This is a genomic window from Mucilaginibacter gotjawali (genome assembly GCF_002355435.1).
Classification (GTDB): Bacteria; Bacteroidota; Bacteroidia; order Sphingobacteriales; family Sphingobacteriaceae; genus Mucilaginibacter; species Mucilaginibacter gotjawali.
Genome location: NZ_AP017313.1, coordinates 5,390,072 through 5,409,373, shown reverse-complemented (window position 1 = coordinate 5,409,373; position 19,302 = coordinate 5,390,072). Strand labels below are relative to the sequence as shown.

Below are 19,302 nucleotides of genomic sequence, written 5' to 3'. Positions count from 1 at the left end.
GTAGAAAGTGAAAATTTGTTTGTGTGGTGCTCTTTACCGGCTTTTATTAATTGACAATTGGTGCTATCAATAATAGGCGTTCATCTTCCGGTCTTCCTCCTAAATATCCATCACCTCTTTTTTCTTTTTGCTTTTCATCCGTTTGGGCAAAAACTCCAGGATCTCGTTTTTAAGGGCCTCGATCAGCCTGCGCTTTAAAAAATTACGCTGGATCACTACGCTCACTTCGCGGGCAGGTTCCGGTGATTTAAAATACCGAACCTTGTCTAACTGCTTGTCGGTTAGTTCGGATAAGGCCAGTTCCGGTAAAATGGTGGCGCCGTTGTTTTGGTCCACCATTCGCTTTAAGGTTTCAACGCTGCCGGTATTGTACTCAAAATGTTTGAAACCCTGGGTAGCTTTGCGACGCTGGCAGATATTTAAAACTTGTTCGCGCATACAGTGGCCCTCGTTCAATATCCAGATCTCTTCCATATCAATATCATCAGGGCTAATGCTCTTCTTTTTTGAAAGCTTGCTGTTTTTGGATACATAAGCCACAAAGTTTTCATAAAAAACAGGGATCTCAGTCAGGCTGCTTTCATGCAGCGGGGTGGATAAGATACCGCAGTCGATCACCCCGAGTTTCAACTGCTGGATGATCTGCTCGGTAGTTTGTTCCGATACGATGAGTTTTACCTGCGGGTATTTTTCGATAAAACCATGCAATATTTTGGGCAAAATATAAGGCGCCACCGTCGGGATGATACCCACTTTCAGCTCTCCGGAAAGCTCCCGCTGCCTGTCGGTGATAATCTCTTTGATCTTTTCTGCTTCCGAAAGTAAGATCCTGGCCTGGGCAATCACTTCGTTCCCGATCTCGGTAGGGACAACGGGCTGTTTGCTGCGATCGAACAATTTAACGCCCAAAGTATCTTCAAGCTTCTGGATCTGCATGCTTAGCGTAGGCTGGGTAATAAAGCATTTTTCGGCGGCCAATACAAAACTCCTGTAAGTATCAACGGCTACAACGTATTCAAGCTGGGTAATAGTCATATTGTTAGAATCAAGATTCAAGAACCGAGAACCAAGACAGAGAACGAAAGAAGAAAAGAACTGGCGCCTTTTTACTTCCAAATCCTGGCTCTTGATTCTTGACTCCCGGCTCTTAAAATAGTTTTTGTCTATTCAAATATAGTAATTATTGATTTTTTCTATTGAAAAATTATTTTGAAGTTTGATCGTCTTTTAAATAAACCACTATGGAAACGAACAAGAAAAAGCTGACCACCGCATCCGGGATCCCCTATGCTGAGAATGAAAACTCCATGACCGTCGGGCCACGCGGACCCATATTGCTGCAGGATTTTATTCTGCACGAAAAAATGGCCCACTTTAACCGGGAGCGGATACCCGAACGCGTAGTACATGCCAAGGGATCAGGCGCTTACGGTACCTTTACGGTTACGCATGATATTTCAAAATATACAAGGGCTAAGCTTTTTAATTACATAGGCAAGCAAACCAAAACTTTTCTCAGGTTCTCTACCGTTGGCGGCGAAAAAGGCTCGGCTGATACAGAACGCGACCCACGCGGGTTTGCTTTAAAATTTTACACTGAAGAAGGAAACTGGGATTTGGTGGGCAATAATACCCCGGTATTTTTTGTAAAGGACCCGAAAAAGTTCAGTGATTTTATCCATACCCAAAAGCGCGACCCCTACACCAACTGCAAGAGCCCAACCATGATGTGGGATTTTTGGTCGTTAAACCCGGAGAGCTTACACCAGGTAACCATCCTGATGTCAAGCAGAGGCACGCCCTACGGTTACCGGCATATGGATGGTTTTGGCAGTCATACTTTCTCCATGATCAACGCTAAAAATGAACGGCATTGGGTAAAATTCCATTTTAAAACCCAGCAGGGAATCAAAAATTTTACAGGTGACGAAGCCAGTGCGATGCGGGGCGTAGATCCTGATTTTGCACAACACGACCTGTTGCATGCGATTGATAGCGGTGATTTCCCAAAATGGGCCTTAAAAATACAGGTAATGACCGAAGAACAGGCAAAAACCTATCAATGGAACCCATTCGACCTGACAAAAGTTTGGCCGCATGCCGATTTTCCGCTGATTGATGTGGGTGTGCTGGAGTTAAATCAAAACCCGGACAATTACTTCGCCCATGTGGAACAATCTGCGTTTGCGCCGGCCCACGTAGTGGATGGTATTGGATATTCACCGGATAAAATGCTCCAGGGGCGTTTATTGTCGTACCCGGATGCGCATCGTCATCGCCTTGGCGCCAATTACGAGCAGATCCCGGTTAACAGGTGCCCTTTTGCTGTTAATAACTACGAGCGTGATGGACAAATGCGGGTGGATGGAAACTACGGCTCATCGCCTAATTATTTCCCGAATAGTTTTGATGATATTGTTGCCGACGAACATTATAAAGAACCATCGTGGGATTTGGGGACCAGTTTGGCGGGATGGTATGACCGCAATGCCGAAGGCGAAAATGACCATTACACGCAGCCAGGCAACTTATACCGCTTAATGAGCGATGATGAAAAACACGAACTTGTAAAAAATATTACCGGCGCTATGAGCGGAATTGAAGGGCCAAAACGTGAGCTGATCATCAACAGGCAATTATGCCATTGGTTCAGGGCTGACATCGGCCTCGGGATGGCCGTAGCAAAGGGCCTGCAGGTAAATACAGATGAGGCAATGAAAGCAATGGCGGGGTATGTTTAAGTTAAGTCCGAAGTCTGGAGTCCTTAGTCTGAAGTCAATAAAATAAGGAAGCCGGAAATGACAATCCGGCTTCCTTGTTTTATATTTATTAAACTCGCTTTTGACTTAAGACTAACGACTTAAGACGATTGACTTCTCCCTATTCCACCGTTACCGATTTTGCTAAATTACGGGGCTGGTCAACATTGCAGCCACGCATTACGGCAATATGGTAGGCCAGTAATTGTAACGGGATGGTAGCCAGTAAGGGCACAAAGGCCTCATCAGTTTCGGGTATTTCTATCACAAAATCTGCCATTCCTTTTACTTCGGTATCACCTTCAGTAACGATGGCAATTACGTGCCCCTTGCGTGCTTTTACTTCCTGGATATTGCTGATCACCTTTTCGTATGACGAATCTTTGGTGGCGATAAATACCACCGGCATATCATCGTCAATTAAAGCGATAGGGCCGTGTTTCATTTCGGCCGCAGGATAACCTTCGGCATGGATGTAAGAGATCTCCTTGAGTTTTAATGCGCCTTCCAGTGCTACAGGGAAGGAGCTTCCGCGGCCAAGGAACAAGCAATTGGTTGAGTCCTTAAATTTTGCTGCAATCTCTTTGATATGGTCGTTTGATTTTAGCGCGCGCTCAACCAGTTCGGGTATCGAATTTAACTCTGTTAAATGTTCAACCAACTTGCTTTGGGTAATCGTACCTCTTTGCTGGGCAATATAAAATGCCATTAATGTGAGTACAGTAACCTGCGCGGTAAATGCCTTGGTTGAGGCTACCCCTATTTCGGGGCCGGCATGCGTGTAAACACCAGCGTGCGTAGTACGGGGTATTGAGGCGCCTACAACGTTACAGATCCCGAAAATGGTTGCACCCTTTTCTTTGGCAAGTTCAATGGCTGCCATGGTATCGGCAGTTTCACCTGATTGGGAAATGGCAATTACCAGGTCCTTTTCAGTAATAATAGGATTGCGGTACCTGAATTCCGATGCATATTCAACCTCAACGGGTACACGGGCATACTCTTCAATCAAATATTCGCCTACTAAGCCAGCGTGCCATGAAGTACCGCATGCTACGATGATGATACGGTCGATATTTTTGAGCTTCTCGGTATATTCCTTTATTCCGCCCAGCTGCACTTTGCCCTGCTCCGGGTAAATACGGCCGCGCATGCAATCCCTTATTGAGCGGGGTTGCTCATAAATCTCTTTCAGCATGAAGTGATCGTAGCCGCCCTTTTCGAGCATTTCGAGCTTCAGATCGAGTTCCTGTATGTAAGGCGTGTGAACCTGGTTATCAATCGTTTTTATCAATAAATTCTCGCGACTGATGTAAGCCACTTCGTTATCATTCAGATAGATGACGTTTTTTGTGTATTCAACAATCGGAGTTGCGTCAGATGCAATAAAGTATTCGCCCTTACCTACGCCTATCACCATTGGGCTGCCTTTTCGGGCCGCAATAAGCAGATCAGGTTCGTCATCGCTCATAATAACAATTGCATACGCCCCTATCACTTTGGTCAGCGCAACTCTTACTGCTTCGCGCAGGCCAAAACCAGTCTCGTTCTGAATATCTTCAATCAGGTGAACCAATACCTCGGTATCAGTGTCGCTTTTAAAAATATGGCCTTTATGAGTCAGCGTTTCTTTTATCGGGCCATAATTTTCGATAATGCCATTGTGGATGATGGTTAGTTTCCTGTTCCCCGATGAATGCGGGTGCGAATTTCGGTCGCTTGGCGCACCATGTGTTGCCCAGCGGGTATGGCCCATTCCCATTGAGCCCTGTAAATCAATATCCTTAACAAAGTTTTCAAGGTCGCTAACTTTACCGGCCTTTTTATAAACCTTTAGCCCATTATCAAATAACGAAATACCCGCGCTATCATATCCGCGGTATTCCAAACGGTGTAACCCTTTTATAATAATCGGGTACGCATCTCTAAAACCTATATAACCTACAATTCCACACATTGGATCAAAATATTAATGTTAGTTAAACAAAGGTAACAACATAAGGTTTAGTTTGGTGATTAGAGATCAGTTGAATAATGAATACTTGCGGTTGTTTAGATATAATATAAATAAAAAGGGGTTGTAATGTAAACACCACAACCCCTTTTTATTGCTTTCTAATCTCTATTTAACTAATCTCCAATCACTACCCTTTACTTAGCAACCTTGGTATAAATAATATTTAGCTTTAAACGATAAGGCGAATTCTTATCAGTCCCGATGGCTACCGTACGCGAAGCAACCTGTGCGGTGGCTCCTATATCTACAGTAGTGGTATTTGTATTATCAATGGGGCCAATATAGGTGCCATAATCGACGGTTTTTCCGTATAGCAGGTCCTGCACGTAGGCAGTTACTATAAAATGATATTCATTTTGCGTGGAATTATAAAATCCGCCAAATACGCCAACACCACCTGAACGTGCGTCAGCAGAACTGGCGTCCTGTAATTCGATTCGTTGCAAGGCGATGTCGAGCTGGTACATGCTTATTTTAGGCATAGGCGCAAATGGGATATAGGTACCCGGCTGCGGCGTAACCACCAGTTCGGCGCGGTTGATAACCACATCCTGGTTGTTACTTAACAGGCTCGCCCTGAAATTCTGCAATAAATGCGGAAAACTCACTTTAGCCCTTAAGCCAATAGGCCCCTGCAAATAAAATAAATTTCGCGAGCCACTTTTGGTATTGTTAAGTTCGTTGCGGATAGCGGTTGAATAATTATGGTGAATTGACGTTGCCGTGCTTACAATAGGCAGTTTAACTACGGCAGTATCAATGGTTGTACCAATAACCGAGCGGTAATAAACCACCAGCGAGTCTGCATTGCTGAACATAATAGATCCGCCGGATCCGGTAGTTTTTGTTGAATCAAGCTTGATCAATAATCCCTTAACCTTGGTTTTAAAAATAGTGTTGGACCCCAGCGTTGTTGAACTTGCGCCAAAAAGATTGGTGTTGATAAAAGAAGGATCGATCGGGATCCTGATCTGGGGTGGTACCTTAATCAAGGTGTCAGCCGCACCGGTAATGATATTATAAACCTTTATGGAATCATGCGGCCTGGCATTAAACGTAAGCGTTCCTATTGGCGACTGTGAAGAATAATCCGCAAAATTGGTGGTGCTGTATCCAAAATTTTTGTTGTTGTAATAGGCGGTATCCGTCCTGAACAGTGATTTTAGCTGGTAAACATTAATGGTATATTTTGAGGTGATGGAATCACCGTAAAAACCGTTGGCATAATTTAAAACAAGCCGTGCGGAGTCGATATATACCGTACCGGTAGGAGGGGTGTATGATCCCTGGCCGGGTAAATTCAGGTCGGTGGCCAAAGCAGTCATTGTGCTTCCGAATATAGGATCGCGAAAACAACTAACCGGGCTTTTTGTCAAACCAGACGTTATCACAGAATCTTCGGGGACGGTATTTACCACAATTGTTGATGTATCGATCAGGTTGCTGGCTGTCTGACCTGAACTTACGCCCAAACCAACAGCATCCTGGTTTTTACAACTATTCAAAATAAAAAGACTTATCAACAGGGTCAATAAGTCTAAGCGGAAAAATTTCATATATGATCTCAAAGCTTATACAACTTGTGCCAATTCTTCATTGGCAATTTCGTCGTAAAAATTGTAATAATTTTCGAAATCAGCGGTGGATTCGAACTCTAAAACCGATTTGTTGCTGTTTTTAACAATATTTAACACTTCTTCGTCGATATTTTCACCGGCTAGTACCAATCCGTCGCTGTATTGGATGGCACCCGCATATAAAGCTGAATTTGTTCCTGCGCTAAAAATTTCGGTATGCTTTTCCGTCATATCGCCCATCACTGCTTTTTGTGCAAAATCAGGATCCATTGCAGTAGTAAAGTCGTTTTCGTAAATAGAGTAAACTATTTTTGAATTTTTAAAGGTTGGATCGTCTTTATACGTGGTTTTTAAATACGCCGGTACCAAAGCACTCATCCAGCCGTGGCAATGGATGATGTCAGGAGCCCAGCCTAATTTCTTCACTGTTTCAAGTGCACCTTTGCAAAAGAAGATCATTCGCTCGTCATTGTCAGCATAAAATTTCCCGTCTTTATCCGTGAAAACATGCTTGCGCTGAAAATATTCTTCATTATCCAGAAAATAAACCTGCATCCGCGCTGCGGGAATAGAAGCAACTTTAATTATCAGCGGATTGTCGTTATCGTTGATGATGATATTCATCCCCGATAAACGTATCACTTCATGCAAACGGTTCCTTCTCTCGTTGATATTTCCGAAACGGGGCATCAGGATACGTATTTCGTAACCTTTTTCCTGCATCGCCTGTGGTAACTGGCGCGTAATTTCAGAAATTTTTGAGAGTTCAAGGAAAGGAGACATTTCGTGAGTTATAAACAAAAGCTTAGATTTACCCATCACTAAATCAGTATTAAATTATAAATAAAGAGCCTATAAATTTGAGTCTGCAAATATAAGCATTATTATATGAACTGGCAACCAATTATGCAAGTTAAATTTGGTAGGTTTTAATGAAATGTACAACTTTGCCGGATTTCGTAATTTCTATTGATTTGAACATTTTTACAACAAAGCACTCCCTGGGGCAATTTTTGCAGGAAATAAGGGATACAAATAAAACCATTGGTTTTGTACCTACTATGGGTGCACTTCATGAGGGGCACCTGAGTTTAATTGAACAGGCGCGGCAAGCCAACGATGAGGTTGTTTGCAGTATTTTTGTAAACCCCAGCCAGTTTAATGATCCCAAAGACCTGGAGAAATACCCGCGTACCATTGAGGCGGATATTAAAATGCTTGAAAAGGGAAACTGTGATATTTTGTTCAATCCCCCGGTGAGCGAAATTTATGATGCTAATGAGAAATGGCATTTAAACATCGGCGAAGCGGAGCATTTGCTGGAAGGGAAATTCAGGCCGGGCCACTACCAGGGGGTTACCCAGGTGGTTTATAAACTGTTTAATATTGTGAAGCCCGATACCGCCTTTTTCGGTCAGAAGGATTACCAGCAGTTTATGATCATCAACCACATGGTAAAACAATTAGCCATGCCGGTAAAACTGGTGATGTGTCCTATTTTACGCGAAGCCGATGGCCTGGCTATGAGCTCAAGGAATATCCACCTCACTGCCGCAGACCGGCAGCATGCGCTCATCCTATCAAAAACATTGAACTGGGTAAAGGATAATTTCAGCAGGGATAACCTGGCTGCTCTGAAGGAACAGGCTGACAATATGATCATCAATGAGTCCGGTGTTGAACCTGATTATTTTGAAATTGCCGATGCCGACACCCTGCATCCCGCTACCGAAAATTCTAAAAGTATCATCGCCCTGGTTGCCGCCAAAGTGGGCAAGACAAGGTTGATAGATAATGTTTTTTTGGTCGATAGACCATAGTCCATGGATCATGGCAGAATTTGTCGATGGTCAATAGTTCATAGTACCATGGCAGAATTTTATGTATTGAAAAGTAGCCATGGACTATCGACCATGGACCATGGACAGCGAAGCAAGCTTCTCCGCCATTACCTCGCTGATCTTGCGGTACGAGTCAAATGTCCAGCCGGCTACATGCGGGGTTAAGATCACTTTGCCGGATTGACGTAATTCATCAAACCACTCCTGTTCGGCAAGGGTCGGGAATTTTTCAATTTCAAGCACGTCAAGCCCTGCACCCAAAACTTTACCCTGTTTAATGGCATTCAGTACTGCTTGGGTTTGCACCGCCTTACCACGGGCGGTATTGATCAAGAATATGGGCTTTTTAAAATGGAACAGGTATTCTTCATTTACCAGGCCGGCAGTTTCGGGCGTTAGCGGGATATGCAGGCTTAACACATCGCTGTGTTTCACAATTTCTTCCATGCTTACCTCGCGGGCATACTGGTCGCTGAAGCCGGTTTTGTATTTATCGTAAGCGATCACATTTACCTCAAAGCCGGATAGTTTGCGGGCAAAACTATGCCCCATAAAGCCATAGCCAATAATGCCCACGGTTTTCCCTTTTAACTCGTAACCCCGGTTCGCTTCGCGCTGCCAGCTTCCGGCGCGGATCTGTGCGTCGGCAACGTTAAAGTTATTCATCAGGGCCAATAGCATTCCAACGGCGTGCTCGCCAACGGCATCCATATTGCCTTCGGGTGCGTTGATGAGGGTGATGCCTTTTTCGGAGGTGTAGGCTTCGTCGATATTGTCCATGCCGGCACCGGCGCGGCATACAAAGCGCAGGTTTTTACCGGCATCAATGTACTGGCGGTTCAGTTTAAACTTTGAGCGCATTACCAGGCCTTCGTAGTCGCCCAGAATTTGCAGAGCTTCATCAGGTTTTATTAAAGGGCGGTAATCGCATTGATAACCAAGGGATTCCACCTTTTCCATAAAAATGGGGTGGATATCATCAACAATCAGGATGGTGTTTTTCAAATACTCAGCTATTATATTAAAAATGTAAAATTAAAAAATGATGGGACTAATAAGCCTACTGGCCTTTATTTATTGATAAAACATGACAATTATACACCTTCAGCCCTTTGGCACGTTAATAGCAGGTATAATATCATGAATATCATCAAATTCAAAAAAGCGGGCGCAGATATCAAACTCAGAGCGCAAAAACTTGCAGAAGCGGGTTTTAAACAAATATTTGACCACATTAACCAGCTCAACATCAAAAAAGGGGTTGATAAAATGGGCGTTGATAAATTTATTGAGCAATGTGCCTGCCTGGCAGCAGGTTCGGGCGTAATATCAGGCAGCGGCGGTATGTTTACGCTGATTGCCGGGATACCGTTTGATTTCGCCAACCTGATCACCCAGCAATTCAGGGTAACAATGGCCATTATGTACCATAACAAGGGTACTTATAAAATAGAATTCGACGATTTTATGAAACTTGTCGCCACTTCGTTAAAAGTGGAGGCCGGAGTAGCCATTTCCAAAACAATGATGGAGGGTATTGCCGAAAAGCTGCTGTTGCTATTGGGCACCCGCACGGCGGAAAGGCTTGTGCCCGTAGTTGGCGCTGTAATAGGCGGTACGGCCAATTATCTTTTTATCAAGCGCATGGCTGCTTCCGTAAAGAAAATGGAACTGAGCGGACATATGGAGGCTATCCAGGTGTTTTAATCCCAACTTCTCTCCTGCGGCTCACCTGTTGGCATCGATCATATTGGTTAGCTTTACAAAATCATCAACGCTTAACCTTTCGGCGCGCAGGTCGAGCAATGGCTCCTCGGTCATTTTTTCTTTGTTGATGAGGGATGATACCGCATTTCTTAAGGTTTTCCGGCGCTGGTTGAAGCCGGCCTTTACTACCTGCCAGAATAATTTTTCGTCGCAGTTTAGCCGGGGGGTTTCATTACGGGTTAACCGGATCACTGCCGATAATACCTTTGGCGGCGGGTTAAACACCCCGGCCTTTACCGTAAACAGATATTCAACCTTATAGTAAGCCTGCAAAAACACGCTCAGGATGCCGTACTCCTTACTGCCCGGTTTGGCGCTGCAGCGTTCGGCGACTTCTTTCTGGAACATGCCCACTACCTCAACCACCTGCTGCCGGTTGTCCAGTACTTTAAAAAGGATTTGGGACGATATGTTGTACGGAAAATTGCCGATAATAGCCATCGGGCCGCTAAAAAAGGCGGCAAAATCCATGTCCAGGAAATCGGCGTTGATGAGCCGCTTACCTAAAGCCGGGTATTTTTTTTGCAGGTATTGGTACGATTCCGTATCAATGTCGATCAGCGAAACTTCGTACTCTGTTTTCTGCAATAAAAAATCAGAAAGGATGCCCATCCCGGGGCCAACTTCCAGCACTTGCTTATAGCCGTTTTGCGGCCGCAGGCTTTCCACAATTTTTGCAGCAATGTTTTTATCAGTAAGGAAATGCTGACCCAGGTGCTTTTTTGCTCTTACCAATGTCATTATTAATCGAATATTGTGGCAAATTATACATATTTGTCCTTTAATCATGAATTAATCTTTTAATTTGTAGAGGGAAGTTGAAATGTTGTAAGGTTGAAATGTTGTAAAGTTGGAATAATCCCGCTAAACAATGACCTAATGACGCAATGACGCAATGACCAAAAAATAAGCAAATCATCAATTGTAATCGGTGTAATCACCAGCTATAATCGGTGTAATCATAAAGTTATGAGCGAGAAAATAAAAATTGGGATAAGTATTGGCGATGTTAATGGTATAGGGCTTGAAATTATAATCAAGACCCTGGCGGATTTCCGCATTTATGACTATTGTACGCCAATTGTTTACGGCCATACAAAAGTAGCGTCGTTTTATCGCCGTACAACAAATATCGAAGAGCTTAATTTTGCGGTGATCAACCATCCTTCTGAGGCTACGGGAAAAAAGGACCACCGCAAACCGCATATGATCAACTGCTGGGAAGAAGATGTAAAGATTGAACCCGGTGTGGTGAACGCCGCTGTTGGTAAATACTCCTTCCTTTCCCTTGAAAAAGCAACAAACGACCTGCTGAACGGTGACATTGATGCACTGGTTACCGCACCCATTAATAAAGATACCATACAAAGCGAGGAGTTTAAATTCCCGGGCCATACCGAATATTTGCAGGAGCGCGGCGGCGCGGAAGAGTCGCTGATGTTTTTAGTGAGTGACACCCTGCGTGTAGGGGTGGTAACGGGGCACATCCCGGTGGCTAAAATTGCTGAAAGCATTACCGGTGAGAAGATACTGGCAAAACTGAAACTGATGGACCAGAGCCTGCGGAATGATTTCTGGATCCGCAAACCGCGGATAGCCGTGCTTGGGCTGAACCCGCATGCCGGTGATAACGGACTGATTGGCGATGAAGAACAAAATGTGATCATCCCGGCAATAGAGGAAGCCCGGAATGCAAATATCCTTGCTTTCGGCCCTTATTCAGCGGATGGGTTTTTTGCCAACGGAAGTTATTTACAGTTTGATGCTGTACTGGCCATGTACCACGACCAGGGCCTGATCCCTTTTAAACAGATCGCTTTTGAATCAGGAGTGAATTTTACTGCCGGGTTAAATTTTGTACGCACTTCGCCCGATCATGGTACCGCTTATGACATTGCCGGGCAAAACAAGGCATCCGAAGTGTCATTCCGTGAAGCGATATTTACCGCGCTGCATATTGTTAAACACCGCCGCGAAACGCTGGAACTAATGGAAAACCCATTAACCATCACCAAACTGAGTCGCGACAGGGATTAGGCGAGAATCAAGAGCCAGGAATAGGTTTCTAACTATCTTTCTTCCTGGCGCTTTCCTTAATATTTCAGCACGATAAACCCTGTTTTGTGTTTAGCTATTCCATCTGCTGAATAATCCAGCGAGTAAAAATAAGTGCCGGGTAATTGCATGGCTCCTGTTTTACTGGAATGCCCGTCAAATACCTTGGTGATGTTGTCGTAACCTTTAATTTCATAAACAAGTTCACCGCTTCTATTCATAATCATCAGTTTGTTGTCGGGATACCTGGTGATGCCTTTTATCATCAAAATATCATTGAGGCCATCGCCATTTGGCGAAAGTCCCTGGTTTACTGAAATGCCATCGTTGGATATTTGCGGCATGCCCGGTACGACTGATACGCTCGCCATGTCATAAATACTATTTACCGGAGCTGCAGCCCTTGTTATAGTAACCGTATAAATGGTGAGGGTTATGCCGTCCTGGGCGGTTACCGTCATTGTAATAACGTTGCTGCCAACACTTAAAGCAATAGGCGCCGATGCTGTTCCTGAAGTCACCGTTGTGCCGTTAACAGTTACAGTGGCATTAGGTTCGGCAGTTTTTGGCGTTACGGTGGTTGAAGTTACGGTATTTGCAACAGCTGCTGTATAACTATTAGTAGTCCCTATAAAAGTTGGCGATAGCGTTACGTCGCTTAGATGTAGTGCAGACATGCGGGAATTGCTTGAAGGGAGCCTGGTTAGAATGATAGTATATGCATTAGTGGTTACACCATCCTGTGCTGTAACCAAAATGGTTATCAAATTAGTGCCTGCCTTTAACAGGATTACTGCAGACGCCGCACCCGAAATTACCGGAATGCCGTTTATTGTAATAACTGCGCTGGGATCTGCAGCCTTTGCAGTAACAGTTATATTGGAAATTGTATTGCTGACCGACTTGGTATAGCTGACAGTGGTATTTATAAATGCCGGGCTTATGGCGCCGTAACTGGTAGTTAAGCTTAAAAGTTTAGCATTAGATGATGCGGCCCTGTTAACAATTATCGAATAAGTTATTGCAGTAACGCCATCCTGTGCGGTCACTGCGATTGTGATTGTATTTGAGCCAACGGCGAGCTGGATAGCTGCCGAAGCCGTACCTGAAGGAACGGCCGTGCCGTTTACCTTAACAACCGCAGTAGGGTCAGCCGCTTTTGCAGTAAAAGTGATACTGGCAACATTATTGCCGACTGCTTTTGAATAGGTGCCCGTAGTATTGATAAATGCGGGGCTTAAAGCCCCGCTACTGGTGGTTAGACTTAAGAGTTTAGCATTGGTTGATGCAGCTCTATTAATAGTTATGGTATAGGTTTGCCTGGAAAAACCATCCTGGGCAGTTACTATGGTATTGATCACATTGGCGCCGACAATTAGCGGTATATAACCTGATGGACTGCGGGACGGTACTATTGCGCCGTTAACCGAGATAGTAGCAGTGGAATCCGCCGCCGTCGGCGTAACGATAATGGACGCCACATTATTACTTACAGCCTTCGTGTAACTGGTTAAGTTATTGCTGAATGCCGGAATCAAAGCCCCGCTGCTTGTTGTTAAATTTAAAAGTTTGGCGTTGGCTGAAGGAGCACGGGTGACCGTAATAGTATAGGTTTGCGTGCTGATCCCATCAGCTGCTGTTATAATAATATTGATCATGTTTGCCCCGGTAATTAGCGGTAAATTCGCCGAAGCGACACCGGACATCACAGGAACGCCATTTACGGTTACGACAGTGCCTGCGTCGCTTGTGGTTGGCGTCAACGAGATCGAGTTAATGTTGCTGTTTGTAGAAGCCACGTACGTATTGATCGCAGGTGAAAATTTGGGGTTTAATTTGCCTGTGCTTAATGTTAGTGCGGCAAGGCTGGCGTCAGGGGATGGGACGCGATTGATGGCTAGTATATAAGTGTTGGCGGCACTGGCGCCAGGGGCGGCAACACTTACGGAAAAAGTGTTTACGCCGAATTTAAGGTTTGCAACAGGTAAAACAGCCCCCCAGGGTACAATAGTGCCATTTACCGTCACCACACCCGATGTATCTGCAGCCGGCGGAACGATGCTTGTTGTATCCGTAGTTAGGGTAGTCACATAGCTGTTGATTTTCGGATTGAATGCGGGCGATACCTTTCCATTACTGATGCCCAGGTTTGCCAGATCGGTATTTTGGGAGGGGGTGTTAAACCTGTTGTTTTTATAGCCCGCTACAACGTTTTCAGCGGCATTGATACCGATCACGTTATAACCTTGTTGACTGTAATGCAGGTTGCCTAATGTTAGGATAGGGTTCATCAACCCCATTTTGATATATGAAGCAGCAAGTCTGCTTACAATAATAACGTATCCTGCTTTAGCCAGCTGTTCCTGCCGGTTCCTGATTGTATCGAATCCGTAGTGGCCGGGTTTTACCTCCGCTCCTATTTTTATTAAGTAAAACGGGATCTTAGCGCCATAATGAGCATGAAAATTATTGATCATTACAATTGCGCGCCGATAGTAATCTTCACCCGTTATCGATCCATTTTCAATCCCCGCGGCGTCCTGTTCTCCCTGCAGCCACAGCATCCCGCAGTTATTCACCCTGTATCCTGCTGTCGTAAAGGCAGCCATTGAACTGTCGCTGCGGGCTATCATGGTTGTAAATAAAGTGCCTGTTGTATCCCATGTTCCGGCGACTTCCGGTTTTGTTGCCGCAACCTGCGAAGTTGCGCCAACTGCACATTGCACAAAGGCCACTTTATGGCCTGTTAACTGGTTATATCGCAAGGCAAAGGCCGGCCAGGCGCTGCCCCTGTATAAGCTATCACTAATCGGGCCAATTGGGTCATTAGCTGCCCTGATGGCGCCATTCCAGTATTGACTGGCAATATCAATAGCGAGTTTTGGAGAAAAAGTTGTATCCCCTTTTCCTACCGCGTTGCTTTGTCCGGCAATAATAAAATGATCGATTTGACCTGTATCAGCTTTTGTTTTTATCTCAGGAATAACAATATTATCCAACTTGCAATGTCCCGGTGCATTTAACGATGGTAATAAAAAAGCCTTTGCAGGAATAATTTGAACTAAGAAAAATAGCAAAGCAAAACAACTCAGTTTACACATGAAAATTATTTTTTCAGTCATCTGAGTTTAATAGTTGCATTGTGTTCGTAGCTTAGCAACTAAGCTATTAAAAATCACCCAAAAAACAAAATGATATTTAAGTAGCCAAAATAGTTGAATGCATGGTATTTAGCAGACTATTCAAAAAACAGCGGAGCGTCGGTTCATTTATTTAATTAAAACTTTTATACCCGGATTACAGCCGGAATTTTTAGGTTTGGCATAATTGTCACGGCCACACGTTTAAGACAATCTTTAAAACAAAAAAGACCGTATAACAACACCGCATGTACTGGTACGAAGATGACGTTAAACAATTGGAACAAAAGGCACAAAATTTAAATTTTGTACCTGAAACGCTTTTTTACGGAAGTTCGTCTATCAGGCTATGGAGCAGCCTTGATAAAGATTTCCCTGGGTTTAAGCCTGTTAACCTGGGCTTTGGCGGATCGACACTTGCTGCCTGCGTTTGGTTTTTTGAACGGATAATGAAACCATATCAACCCAAACGGCTGGTTATTTATGCCGGGGATAACGACCTGGGCGATGGCCGTCACCCCGAAGAGGTTTTTATTTTTTTCCAGGAGATGGCGGTAAAAATAAACGCCCGTTTCGGCAACATCCCTGTTTATTTTATCTCCCTAAAGCCCAGCATCACCCGCTGGCATATGGCCAACGTTTTCAGGTTCACCAATTCATTAATTGAAAAGGAAATAAATACCTACCCCGCCAACTGGCATTTTGTGGATGTTTTTAGCCCGATGCTTGATGGGGGCGGCAAACCCCGGCCCGAACTGTTTGCTTTCGACGGGCTCCATCTGAGTGCAAAAGGATATGCTTTGTGGCGTGCAATTATTTTAAATTGCATCCTGCATATGGGTTAATCATTTATTTATGGTAACTTAACGTCGGGTAATGATATTGCAACCCGTAAATGAACCGAGAATATCACAAATGGTACAGCCCGGTGTTGCAGCGCGACATGGAGCTTTTAATATTGGGGCATAATGGCCGCGCCGTACTGTTTTTTCCTACCCGGATGGCCCGTTTTTATGATTATGAAAACTGGCACGTACTTGACTCGCTGCACGACCGGCTTTACAACGGCGAGATCCAGCTTTTTTGTGTTGACAGTATTGATAACGAAAGTTTTTACAACCGCGATGTTTACCCGGAAGTGCGCATCGGCCGACATATTCAATACGAAAACTATATCCTTAATGAGGTGCTGCCCTTGATGCGTTTAAAAAACAACGGCAACTATTTTGAAACCGCCGGCTGCAGCATGGGCGCTTACCATGCCCTTAACATCGCCCTAAAACATCCCCACATTTTTAAAAAGGCAGTAGGGATGAGTGGCCGGTACGACCTTAGCCGGCAGATAGAGGATTTCAGGGATTTGTTTGATGGCTACCATAACGAGGATATTTATTTTAATATGCCCCAGCAATATATGGCCAATATGACCGATGAAAACCAGCTTAAAGCCATCCGTCAGCTTGAAATTATATTGGCCATAGGCGAAACCGACCCCTTTTGGCAAAACAACCACGATTTTAGTGAGCTGCTCTGGAACAAGGGCATTGCCAACCAGTTTTATACCTGGGCCAATTACGCCCACCGCCCGCGGTACTGGCGGCAAATGGTACAGCTATATTTGTAGCGTAGTTTAAAACTTCAGCACATCTAAGTTGTACAAAATCAATACTGTTGTGATTATTAAGATGAGGCCGAAAATAAATTGAATTGATTTATGGGCAAAGTTAGGCCTAAGGCCTAAACCCTCCTTTCCCGGTACAAACCAGTTTTTATCCCCCTGGTTATAATAAAATGTCGACCACTTCCAATGTTTAGGATCGTAGATATCCGGTTCGTCCATATATCGATTTGTTAAAAGGGATAATTAATCAAAAATAATGCTGCTCAATGTAAATTAAAATGTTCCTCATCATCTTTTAAATAGAATTTTTGTGTTAAAACGGCCGTCGGTTGGGGAAGGTCCCGTTAGCGTTTGAAAAAATTGCCTCTTATCCAACAAATGTTCCAAACAGAGATCGGCGATATGTTCACTTTTGTTTATTAAATATAATCAAAATGAGCCTGTTGACAGAATTACTATTATCGCCGGGAACCGTTGTTGTTGATGTAAGATCGCCTGAGGAATTTAATTCCGGGCACGCTGAAGCAAGTATCAATATCCCTTTAAATGAACTTAATACGCGGCTTGAAGAACTGAAGCAAATGAAAAACATTATACTTTGCTGTGCGTCGGGCATGCGGAGCCAGATGGCCAGCCAGCTTTTAAAACAATATGGGATTGATTGCTGCGATGGTGGGTCGTGGGTAACTATTAAAAATTATTCAATGAATTAATATGGGATTTTTAGAAAGTTTAAAACAAATATTCGGATTAACACCGGGCGTTGATTTTGAGGCGTTGATAGCTGGTGGCGCAAAAATTATTGATGTTCGCTCGCCAGGGGAGTTTTCGGGAGGGCATGTAAAAGGGTCGGTAAATATCCCGCTCGGTATGCTCGCCGGCAAGGTAAGCAAGATGAAAAAAGATCAGCCAATCATTACCTGTTGTGCCTCGGGCATGCGCAGCCGTTCGGCAAAGGCCATGTTACAATCACAGGGATTTACAAACGTGCATAACGGCGGCAGCTGGCACAGCCTTAACAAATACATTTAATGGAAGCGATCAAACAAAGGGTATTTACCAACTGGAATTTTGCACGCTTTTTGCGCCTGGGGATGGGTTTGTGGATGCTGGTTTGGTCGATCCAATCGTCAGATTGGGCGGTTGGGTTATTTAGCGCCCTGTTTATTTACATGGCGCTATCCAATACCGGGTGCTGTGGGGCAGGTGGTTGTGCTGTACCTTATGATACAAAAAAAGATAAAGACATAGAAGATATTTAAGAGCCCCTGGTTTTTCTGTTTTAATTTCAATATGGGATGATCAGATGCCGACAGGCGTTTCCTTCATCCCTTTTTTGCGCGGAAATGTTCGTTGGTTTTTAACGCGGCCATTTGGCGTTATCCATCCTGTTATCAAGTATGGCAGCAATTCGCAGCGCATCTTTCGAAAACGTGTAAAATACTGATAATTGCTTGCTCAGAACAGCACGTCGTACTTTTTTACTACCAGTAATTAAAGGATATAATTGAGGAAATACCGCAACAACGCTTTCAAACTCATTTATCAACCTGTAAAGATTATCAACTTCTTTTTGAGTGAATTTATACAGTAAATAACTTCTTATCGCCCTGATATTGGCAAGAGAACGCTGGGTGTAAATTATTTTATGTGGAACTTTTTCAGCCATTTTTCAGCTGGTCCCAAAACTCTTCTGACGACATCACACGCCCATGCTTAATGTCATCTAATCCGGCATTGATGTTTTCTTTTTGATATTCGGTAAGATCATCCCAGGCGGTATTGCCGGTATTTAAGATCCGGACGCCATCCAGCATACTCAGCATATTGGTATCTGAAAGCTGGTCGATCCACGCTTTTAGGTTGGATTTGGTTTTATGTACTTCCGCTACCGACATAATAAATCTTTTTAAACAAATTTAACTAATTATGATCAAAAAAGCTTGTTAATTTTTTATGCCGGAGACGATCGAACTATTTATCTTTTGTGCGGAAACGCTTGTAAATTTTTACGCCGATCATCAGCATGATGGATAAAAGAACTAGGCCGACAAGCCCATAGATCCAGTTTACGGCATCTTTTAAAACAGCAAGGAAAACTATCGCAAATAAAAGGATGGTGGCCACTTCGTTCCAGAGGCGCAATTGGGTGGAGGTACGTTTAAAGATCCCTTTTGCCATTTGCTTCATGATGTTTTGGCAAACAAAATGATAAACCAGTAACAACACCACAAACATCAGCTTCAAGTGCATCCATGGCTGTTGCAGCCACACAGGCAGCATATACAGCATGGTTAACCCTGCGGCCAATACCAGCACCATAGACGGTACAGTAATAATATACCAGAGCTTGTGCTCCATGATCACGAACTGTTCAGAAAGTATCCGGCGGTCAGGTTCTGGTTTTTCCTGCGCCTCGGTGTGGTAAATAAAAAGGCGCACCATATAAAACAACCCGGCAAACCAGCAGACTACAAAAATGATGTGTATGGAAAGGACGTAAGGATACATAAAGTCAAGCCCCC

Annotated in this window: 20 protein-coding genes; 9 read left to right on the top strand and 11 right to left on the bottom strand. The window is 44.0% G+C overall.

From position 1 onward, the window contains the following. Positions 1-99: 99 nt before the first annotated feature. Positions 100-1,035: a hydrogen peroxide-inducible genes activator gene (locus MgSA37_RS23870; protein WP_096355719.1), complete on the bottom strand. Its 936-nt coding sequence runs from the start codon at positions 1,033-1,035 to the stop codon at positions 100-102. A gap of 206 nt (positions 1,036-1,241) precedes the next feature. Here MgSA37_RS23870 and MgSA37_RS23865 point away from each other — a divergent pair, with 206 nt between their 5' ends. Further along, entirely contained in the window at positions 1,242-2,741 is a 1,500-nt protein-coding gene (locus tag MgSA37_RS23865) for a catalase (protein ID WP_096355717.1), read from the top strand. A 139-nt stretch (positions 2,742-2,880) separates the two neighbouring features. Here MgSA37_RS23865 and glmS read toward each other — a convergent pair whose 3' ends face one another. The 3 genes from glmS to MgSA37_RS23850 form a co-directional block, all read right to left on the bottom strand. After that, positions 2,881-4,716 carry a glutamine--fructose-6-phosphate transaminase (isomerizing) gene (gene glmS, locus MgSA37_RS23860; protein WP_096355715.1) on the bottom strand — a complete coding sequence of 612 codons (1,836 nt, stop codon included), beginning with the start codon at positions 4,714-4,716 and terminating at the stop codon, positions 2,881-2,883. 194 nt (positions 4,717-4,910) lie between these two features. Then, positions 4,911-6,332 carry a DUF4270 family protein gene (locus MgSA37_RS23855; RefSeq protein WP_096355713.1) on the bottom strand — a complete coding sequence of 474 codons (1,422 nt, stop codon included), beginning with the start codon at positions 6,330-6,332 and terminating at the stop codon, positions 4,911-4,913. Between the two features lie 15 nt (positions 6,333-6,347). Beyond that, complete coding sequence (locus MgSA37_RS23850) at positions 6,348-7,172, bottom strand: glycogen/starch synthase (protein WP_096355711.1); 825 nt, start codon at positions 7,170-7,172, stop codon at positions 6,348-6,350. Between the two features lie 155 nt (positions 7,173-7,327). On the opposite strand from MgSA37_RS23850, the gene panC reads away from it, so the two are divergent. After that, the gene (gene panC, locus MgSA37_RS23845; protein ID WP_232010724.1) at positions 7,328-8,173 is read left to right on the top strand and encodes a pantoate--beta-alanine ligase; all 846 of its coding nucleotides are present in this window, start codon (positions 7,328-7,330) and stop codon (positions 8,171-8,173) included. Positions 8,174-8,257: 84 nt separating this feature from the next. Here panC and MgSA37_RS23840 read toward each other — a convergent pair whose 3' ends face one another. Further along, positions 8,258-9,199 (bottom strand): 2-hydroxyacid dehydrogenase, encoded by a 942-nt coding sequence (locus tag MgSA37_RS23840; RefSeq protein ID WP_096355707.1) that lies wholly within the window; start codon positions 9,197-9,199, stop codon positions 8,258-8,260. A gap of 135 nt (positions 9,200-9,334) precedes the next feature. Here MgSA37_RS23840 and MgSA37_RS23835 point away from each other — a divergent pair, with 135 nt between their 5' ends. Beyond that, entirely contained in the window at positions 9,335-9,901 is a 567-nt protein-coding gene (locus MgSA37_RS23835; RefSeq protein ID WP_096357717.1) for a hypothetical protein, read from the top strand. A 21-nt stretch (positions 9,902-9,922) separates the two neighbouring features. On the opposite strand, the gene rsmA is transcribed toward MgSA37_RS23835, so the two are convergent. Then, entirely contained in the window at positions 9,923-10,702 is a 780-nt protein-coding gene (gene rsmA, locus MgSA37_RS23830) for a 16S rRNA (adenine(1518)-N(6)/adenine(1519)-N(6))-dimethyltransferase RsmA (protein WP_096355705.1), read from the bottom strand. Between the two features lie 228 nt (positions 10,703-10,930). On the opposite strand from rsmA, the gene pdxA reads away from it, so the two are divergent. Next, positions 10,931-11,998, top strand: coding sequence for a 4-hydroxythreonine-4-phosphate dehydrogenase PdxA (gene pdxA / locus MgSA37_RS23825; RefSeq protein WP_096355703.1), 1,068 nt, complete (start codon positions 10,931-10,933; stop codon positions 11,996-11,998). A gap of 56 nt (positions 11,999-12,054) precedes the next feature. Here the strand turns inward: pdxA and MgSA37_RS23820 are convergent, their stop codons facing one another. Next, entirely contained in the window at positions 12,055-15,015 is a 2,961-nt protein-coding gene (locus MgSA37_RS23820) for a cadherin-like beta sandwich domain-containing protein (RefSeq protein WP_172885368.1), read from the bottom strand. Positions 15,016-15,404: 389 nt separating this feature from the next. Between MgSA37_RS23820 and MgSA37_RS23815 the strand changes: the two genes are divergently transcribed. Together MgSA37_RS23815 and MgSA37_RS23810 are read left to right on the top strand one after the other, a co-directional pair. Next, positions 15,405-16,001, top strand: coding sequence for an SGNH/GDSL hydrolase family protein (locus tag MgSA37_RS23815; protein WP_096355699.1), 597 nt, complete (start codon positions 15,405-15,407; stop codon positions 15,999-16,001). Positions 16,002-16,051: 50 nt separating this feature from the next. Further along, positions 16,052-16,780, top strand: coding sequence for an esterase family protein (locus MgSA37_RS23810; RefSeq protein WP_172885367.1), 729 nt, complete (start codon positions 16,052-16,054; stop codon positions 16,778-16,780). 6 nt (positions 16,781-16,786) lie between these two features. Here the strand turns inward: MgSA37_RS23810 and MgSA37_RS23805 are convergent, their stop codons facing one another. Further along, positions 16,787-16,996, bottom strand: a complete 210-nt coding sequence (locus MgSA37_RS23805) for a hypothetical protein (protein WP_096355697.1) — start codon at positions 16,994-16,996, stop codon at positions 16,787-16,789. A gap of 215 nt (positions 16,997-17,211) precedes the next feature. Here MgSA37_RS23805 and MgSA37_RS23800 point away from each other — a divergent pair, with 215 nt between their 5' ends. From MgSA37_RS23800 to MgSA37_RS23790, 3 genes are read left to right on the top strand one after another with little or no spacing between them, the layout of a single operon-like run. Beyond that, a complete protein-coding gene (locus MgSA37_RS23800) occupies positions 17,212-17,490 on the top strand; it encodes a rhodanese-like domain-containing protein (RefSeq protein WP_096355695.1) in 279 nt (92 codons plus the stop codon). A 1-nt stretch (position 17,491) separates the two neighbouring features. Continuing rightward, entirely contained in the window at positions 17,492-17,809 is a 318-nt protein-coding gene (locus MgSA37_RS23795; protein WP_096355693.1) for a rhodanese-like domain-containing protein, read from the top strand. Then, positions 17,809-18,039: a hypothetical protein gene (locus MgSA37_RS23790; RefSeq protein ID WP_096355691.1), complete on the top strand. Its 231-nt coding sequence runs from the start codon at positions 17,809-17,811 to the stop codon at positions 18,037-18,039. Before MgSA37_RS23795 ends, MgSA37_RS23790 begins: the two co-directional genes overlap by 1 nt. Before the next feature lie 98 nt (positions 18,040-18,137). Here MgSA37_RS23790 and MgSA37_RS23785 read toward each other — a convergent pair whose 3' ends face one another. The 3 genes from MgSA37_RS23785 to MgSA37_RS23775 all read right to left on the bottom strand — a co-directional run bounded on the left by MgSA37_RS23785 (position 18,138) and on the right by MgSA37_RS23775 (position 19,288). Then, entirely contained in the window at positions 18,138-18,446 is a 309-nt protein-coding gene (locus MgSA37_RS23785; RefSeq protein ID WP_096355689.1) for a type II toxin-antitoxin system RelE/ParE family toxin, read from the bottom strand. Then, positions 18,439-18,675 (bottom strand): hypothetical protein, encoded by a 237-nt coding sequence (locus MgSA37_RS23780; protein ID WP_096355686.1) that lies wholly within the window; start codon positions 18,673-18,675, stop codon positions 18,439-18,441. The genes MgSA37_RS23785 and MgSA37_RS23780 overlap by 8 nt, the downstream gene beginning before the upstream one ends. 76 nt (positions 18,676-18,751) lie before the next feature. Further along, positions 18,752-19,288 (bottom strand): CopD family protein, encoded by a 537-nt coding sequence (locus MgSA37_RS23775; RefSeq protein ID WP_096355684.1) that lies wholly within the window; start codon positions 19,286-19,288, stop codon positions 18,752-18,754. Positions 19,289-19,302 lie beyond the last annotated feature (14 nt).

Coding starts and splice junctions, on each gene's coding strand:
- MgSA37_RS23870 (WP_096355719.1), bottom strand. CDS start 1,035: ATGACTATTACCCAGCTTGAATACGTTGTAGCCGTTGATACTTACAGG.
- MgSA37_RS23865 (WP_096355717.1), top strand. CDS start 1,242: ATGGAAACGAACAAGAAAAAGCTGACCACCGCATCCGGGATCCCCTAT.
- glmS (WP_096355715.1), bottom strand. CDS start 4,716: ATGTGTGGAATTGTAGGTTATATAGGTTTTAGAGATGCGTACCCGATT.
- MgSA37_RS23855 (WP_096355713.1), bottom strand. CDS start 6,332: ATGAAATTTTTCCGCTTAGACTTATTGACCCTGTTGATAAGTCTTTTT.
- MgSA37_RS23850 (WP_096355711.1), bottom strand. CDS start 7,172: ATGGGTAAATCTAAGCTTTTGTTTATAACTCACGAAATGTCTCCTTTC.
- MgSA37_RS23835 (WP_096357717.1), top strand. CDS start 9,335: ATGAATATCATCAAATTCAAAAAAGCGGGCGCAGATATCAAACTCAGA.
- rsmA (WP_096355705.1), bottom strand. CDS start 10,702: ATGACATTGGTAAGAGCAAAAAAGCACCTGGGTCAGCATTTCCTTACT.
- pdxA (WP_096355703.1), top strand. CDS start 10,931: ATGAGCGAGAAAATAAAAATTGGGATAAGTATTGGCGATGTTAATGGT.
- MgSA37_RS23815 (WP_096355699.1), top strand. CDS start 15,405: ATGTACTGGTACGAAGATGACGTTAAACAATTGGAACAAAAGGCACAA.
- MgSA37_RS23810 (WP_172885367.1), top strand. CDS start 16,052: ATGAACCGAGAATATCACAAATGGTACAGCCCGGTGTTGCAGCGCGAC.
- MgSA37_RS23805 (WP_096355697.1), bottom strand. CDS start 16,996: ATGGACGAACCGGATATCTACGATCCTAAACATTGGAAGTGGTCGACA.
- MgSA37_RS23800 (WP_096355695.1), top strand. CDS start 17,212: ATGAGCCTGTTGACAGAATTACTATTATCGCCGGGAACCGTTGTTGTT.
- MgSA37_RS23795 (WP_096355693.1), top strand. CDS start 17,492: ATGGGATTTTTAGAAAGTTTAAAACAAATATTCGGATTAACACCGGGC.
- MgSA37_RS23790 (WP_096355691.1), top strand. CDS start 17,809: ATGGAAGCGATCAAACAAAGGGTATTTACCAACTGGAATTTTGCACGC.
- MgSA37_RS23785 (WP_096355689.1), bottom strand. CDS start 18,446: ATGGCTGAAAAAGTTCCACATAAAATAATTTACACCCAGCGTTCTCTT.
- MgSA37_RS23780 (WP_096355686.1), bottom strand. CDS start 18,675: ATGTCGGTAGCGGAAGTACATAAAACCAAATCCAACCTAAAAGCGTGG.
- MgSA37_RS23775 (WP_096355684.1), bottom strand. CDS start 19,288: ATGTATCCTTACGTCCTTTCCATACACATCATTTTTGTAGTCTGCTGG.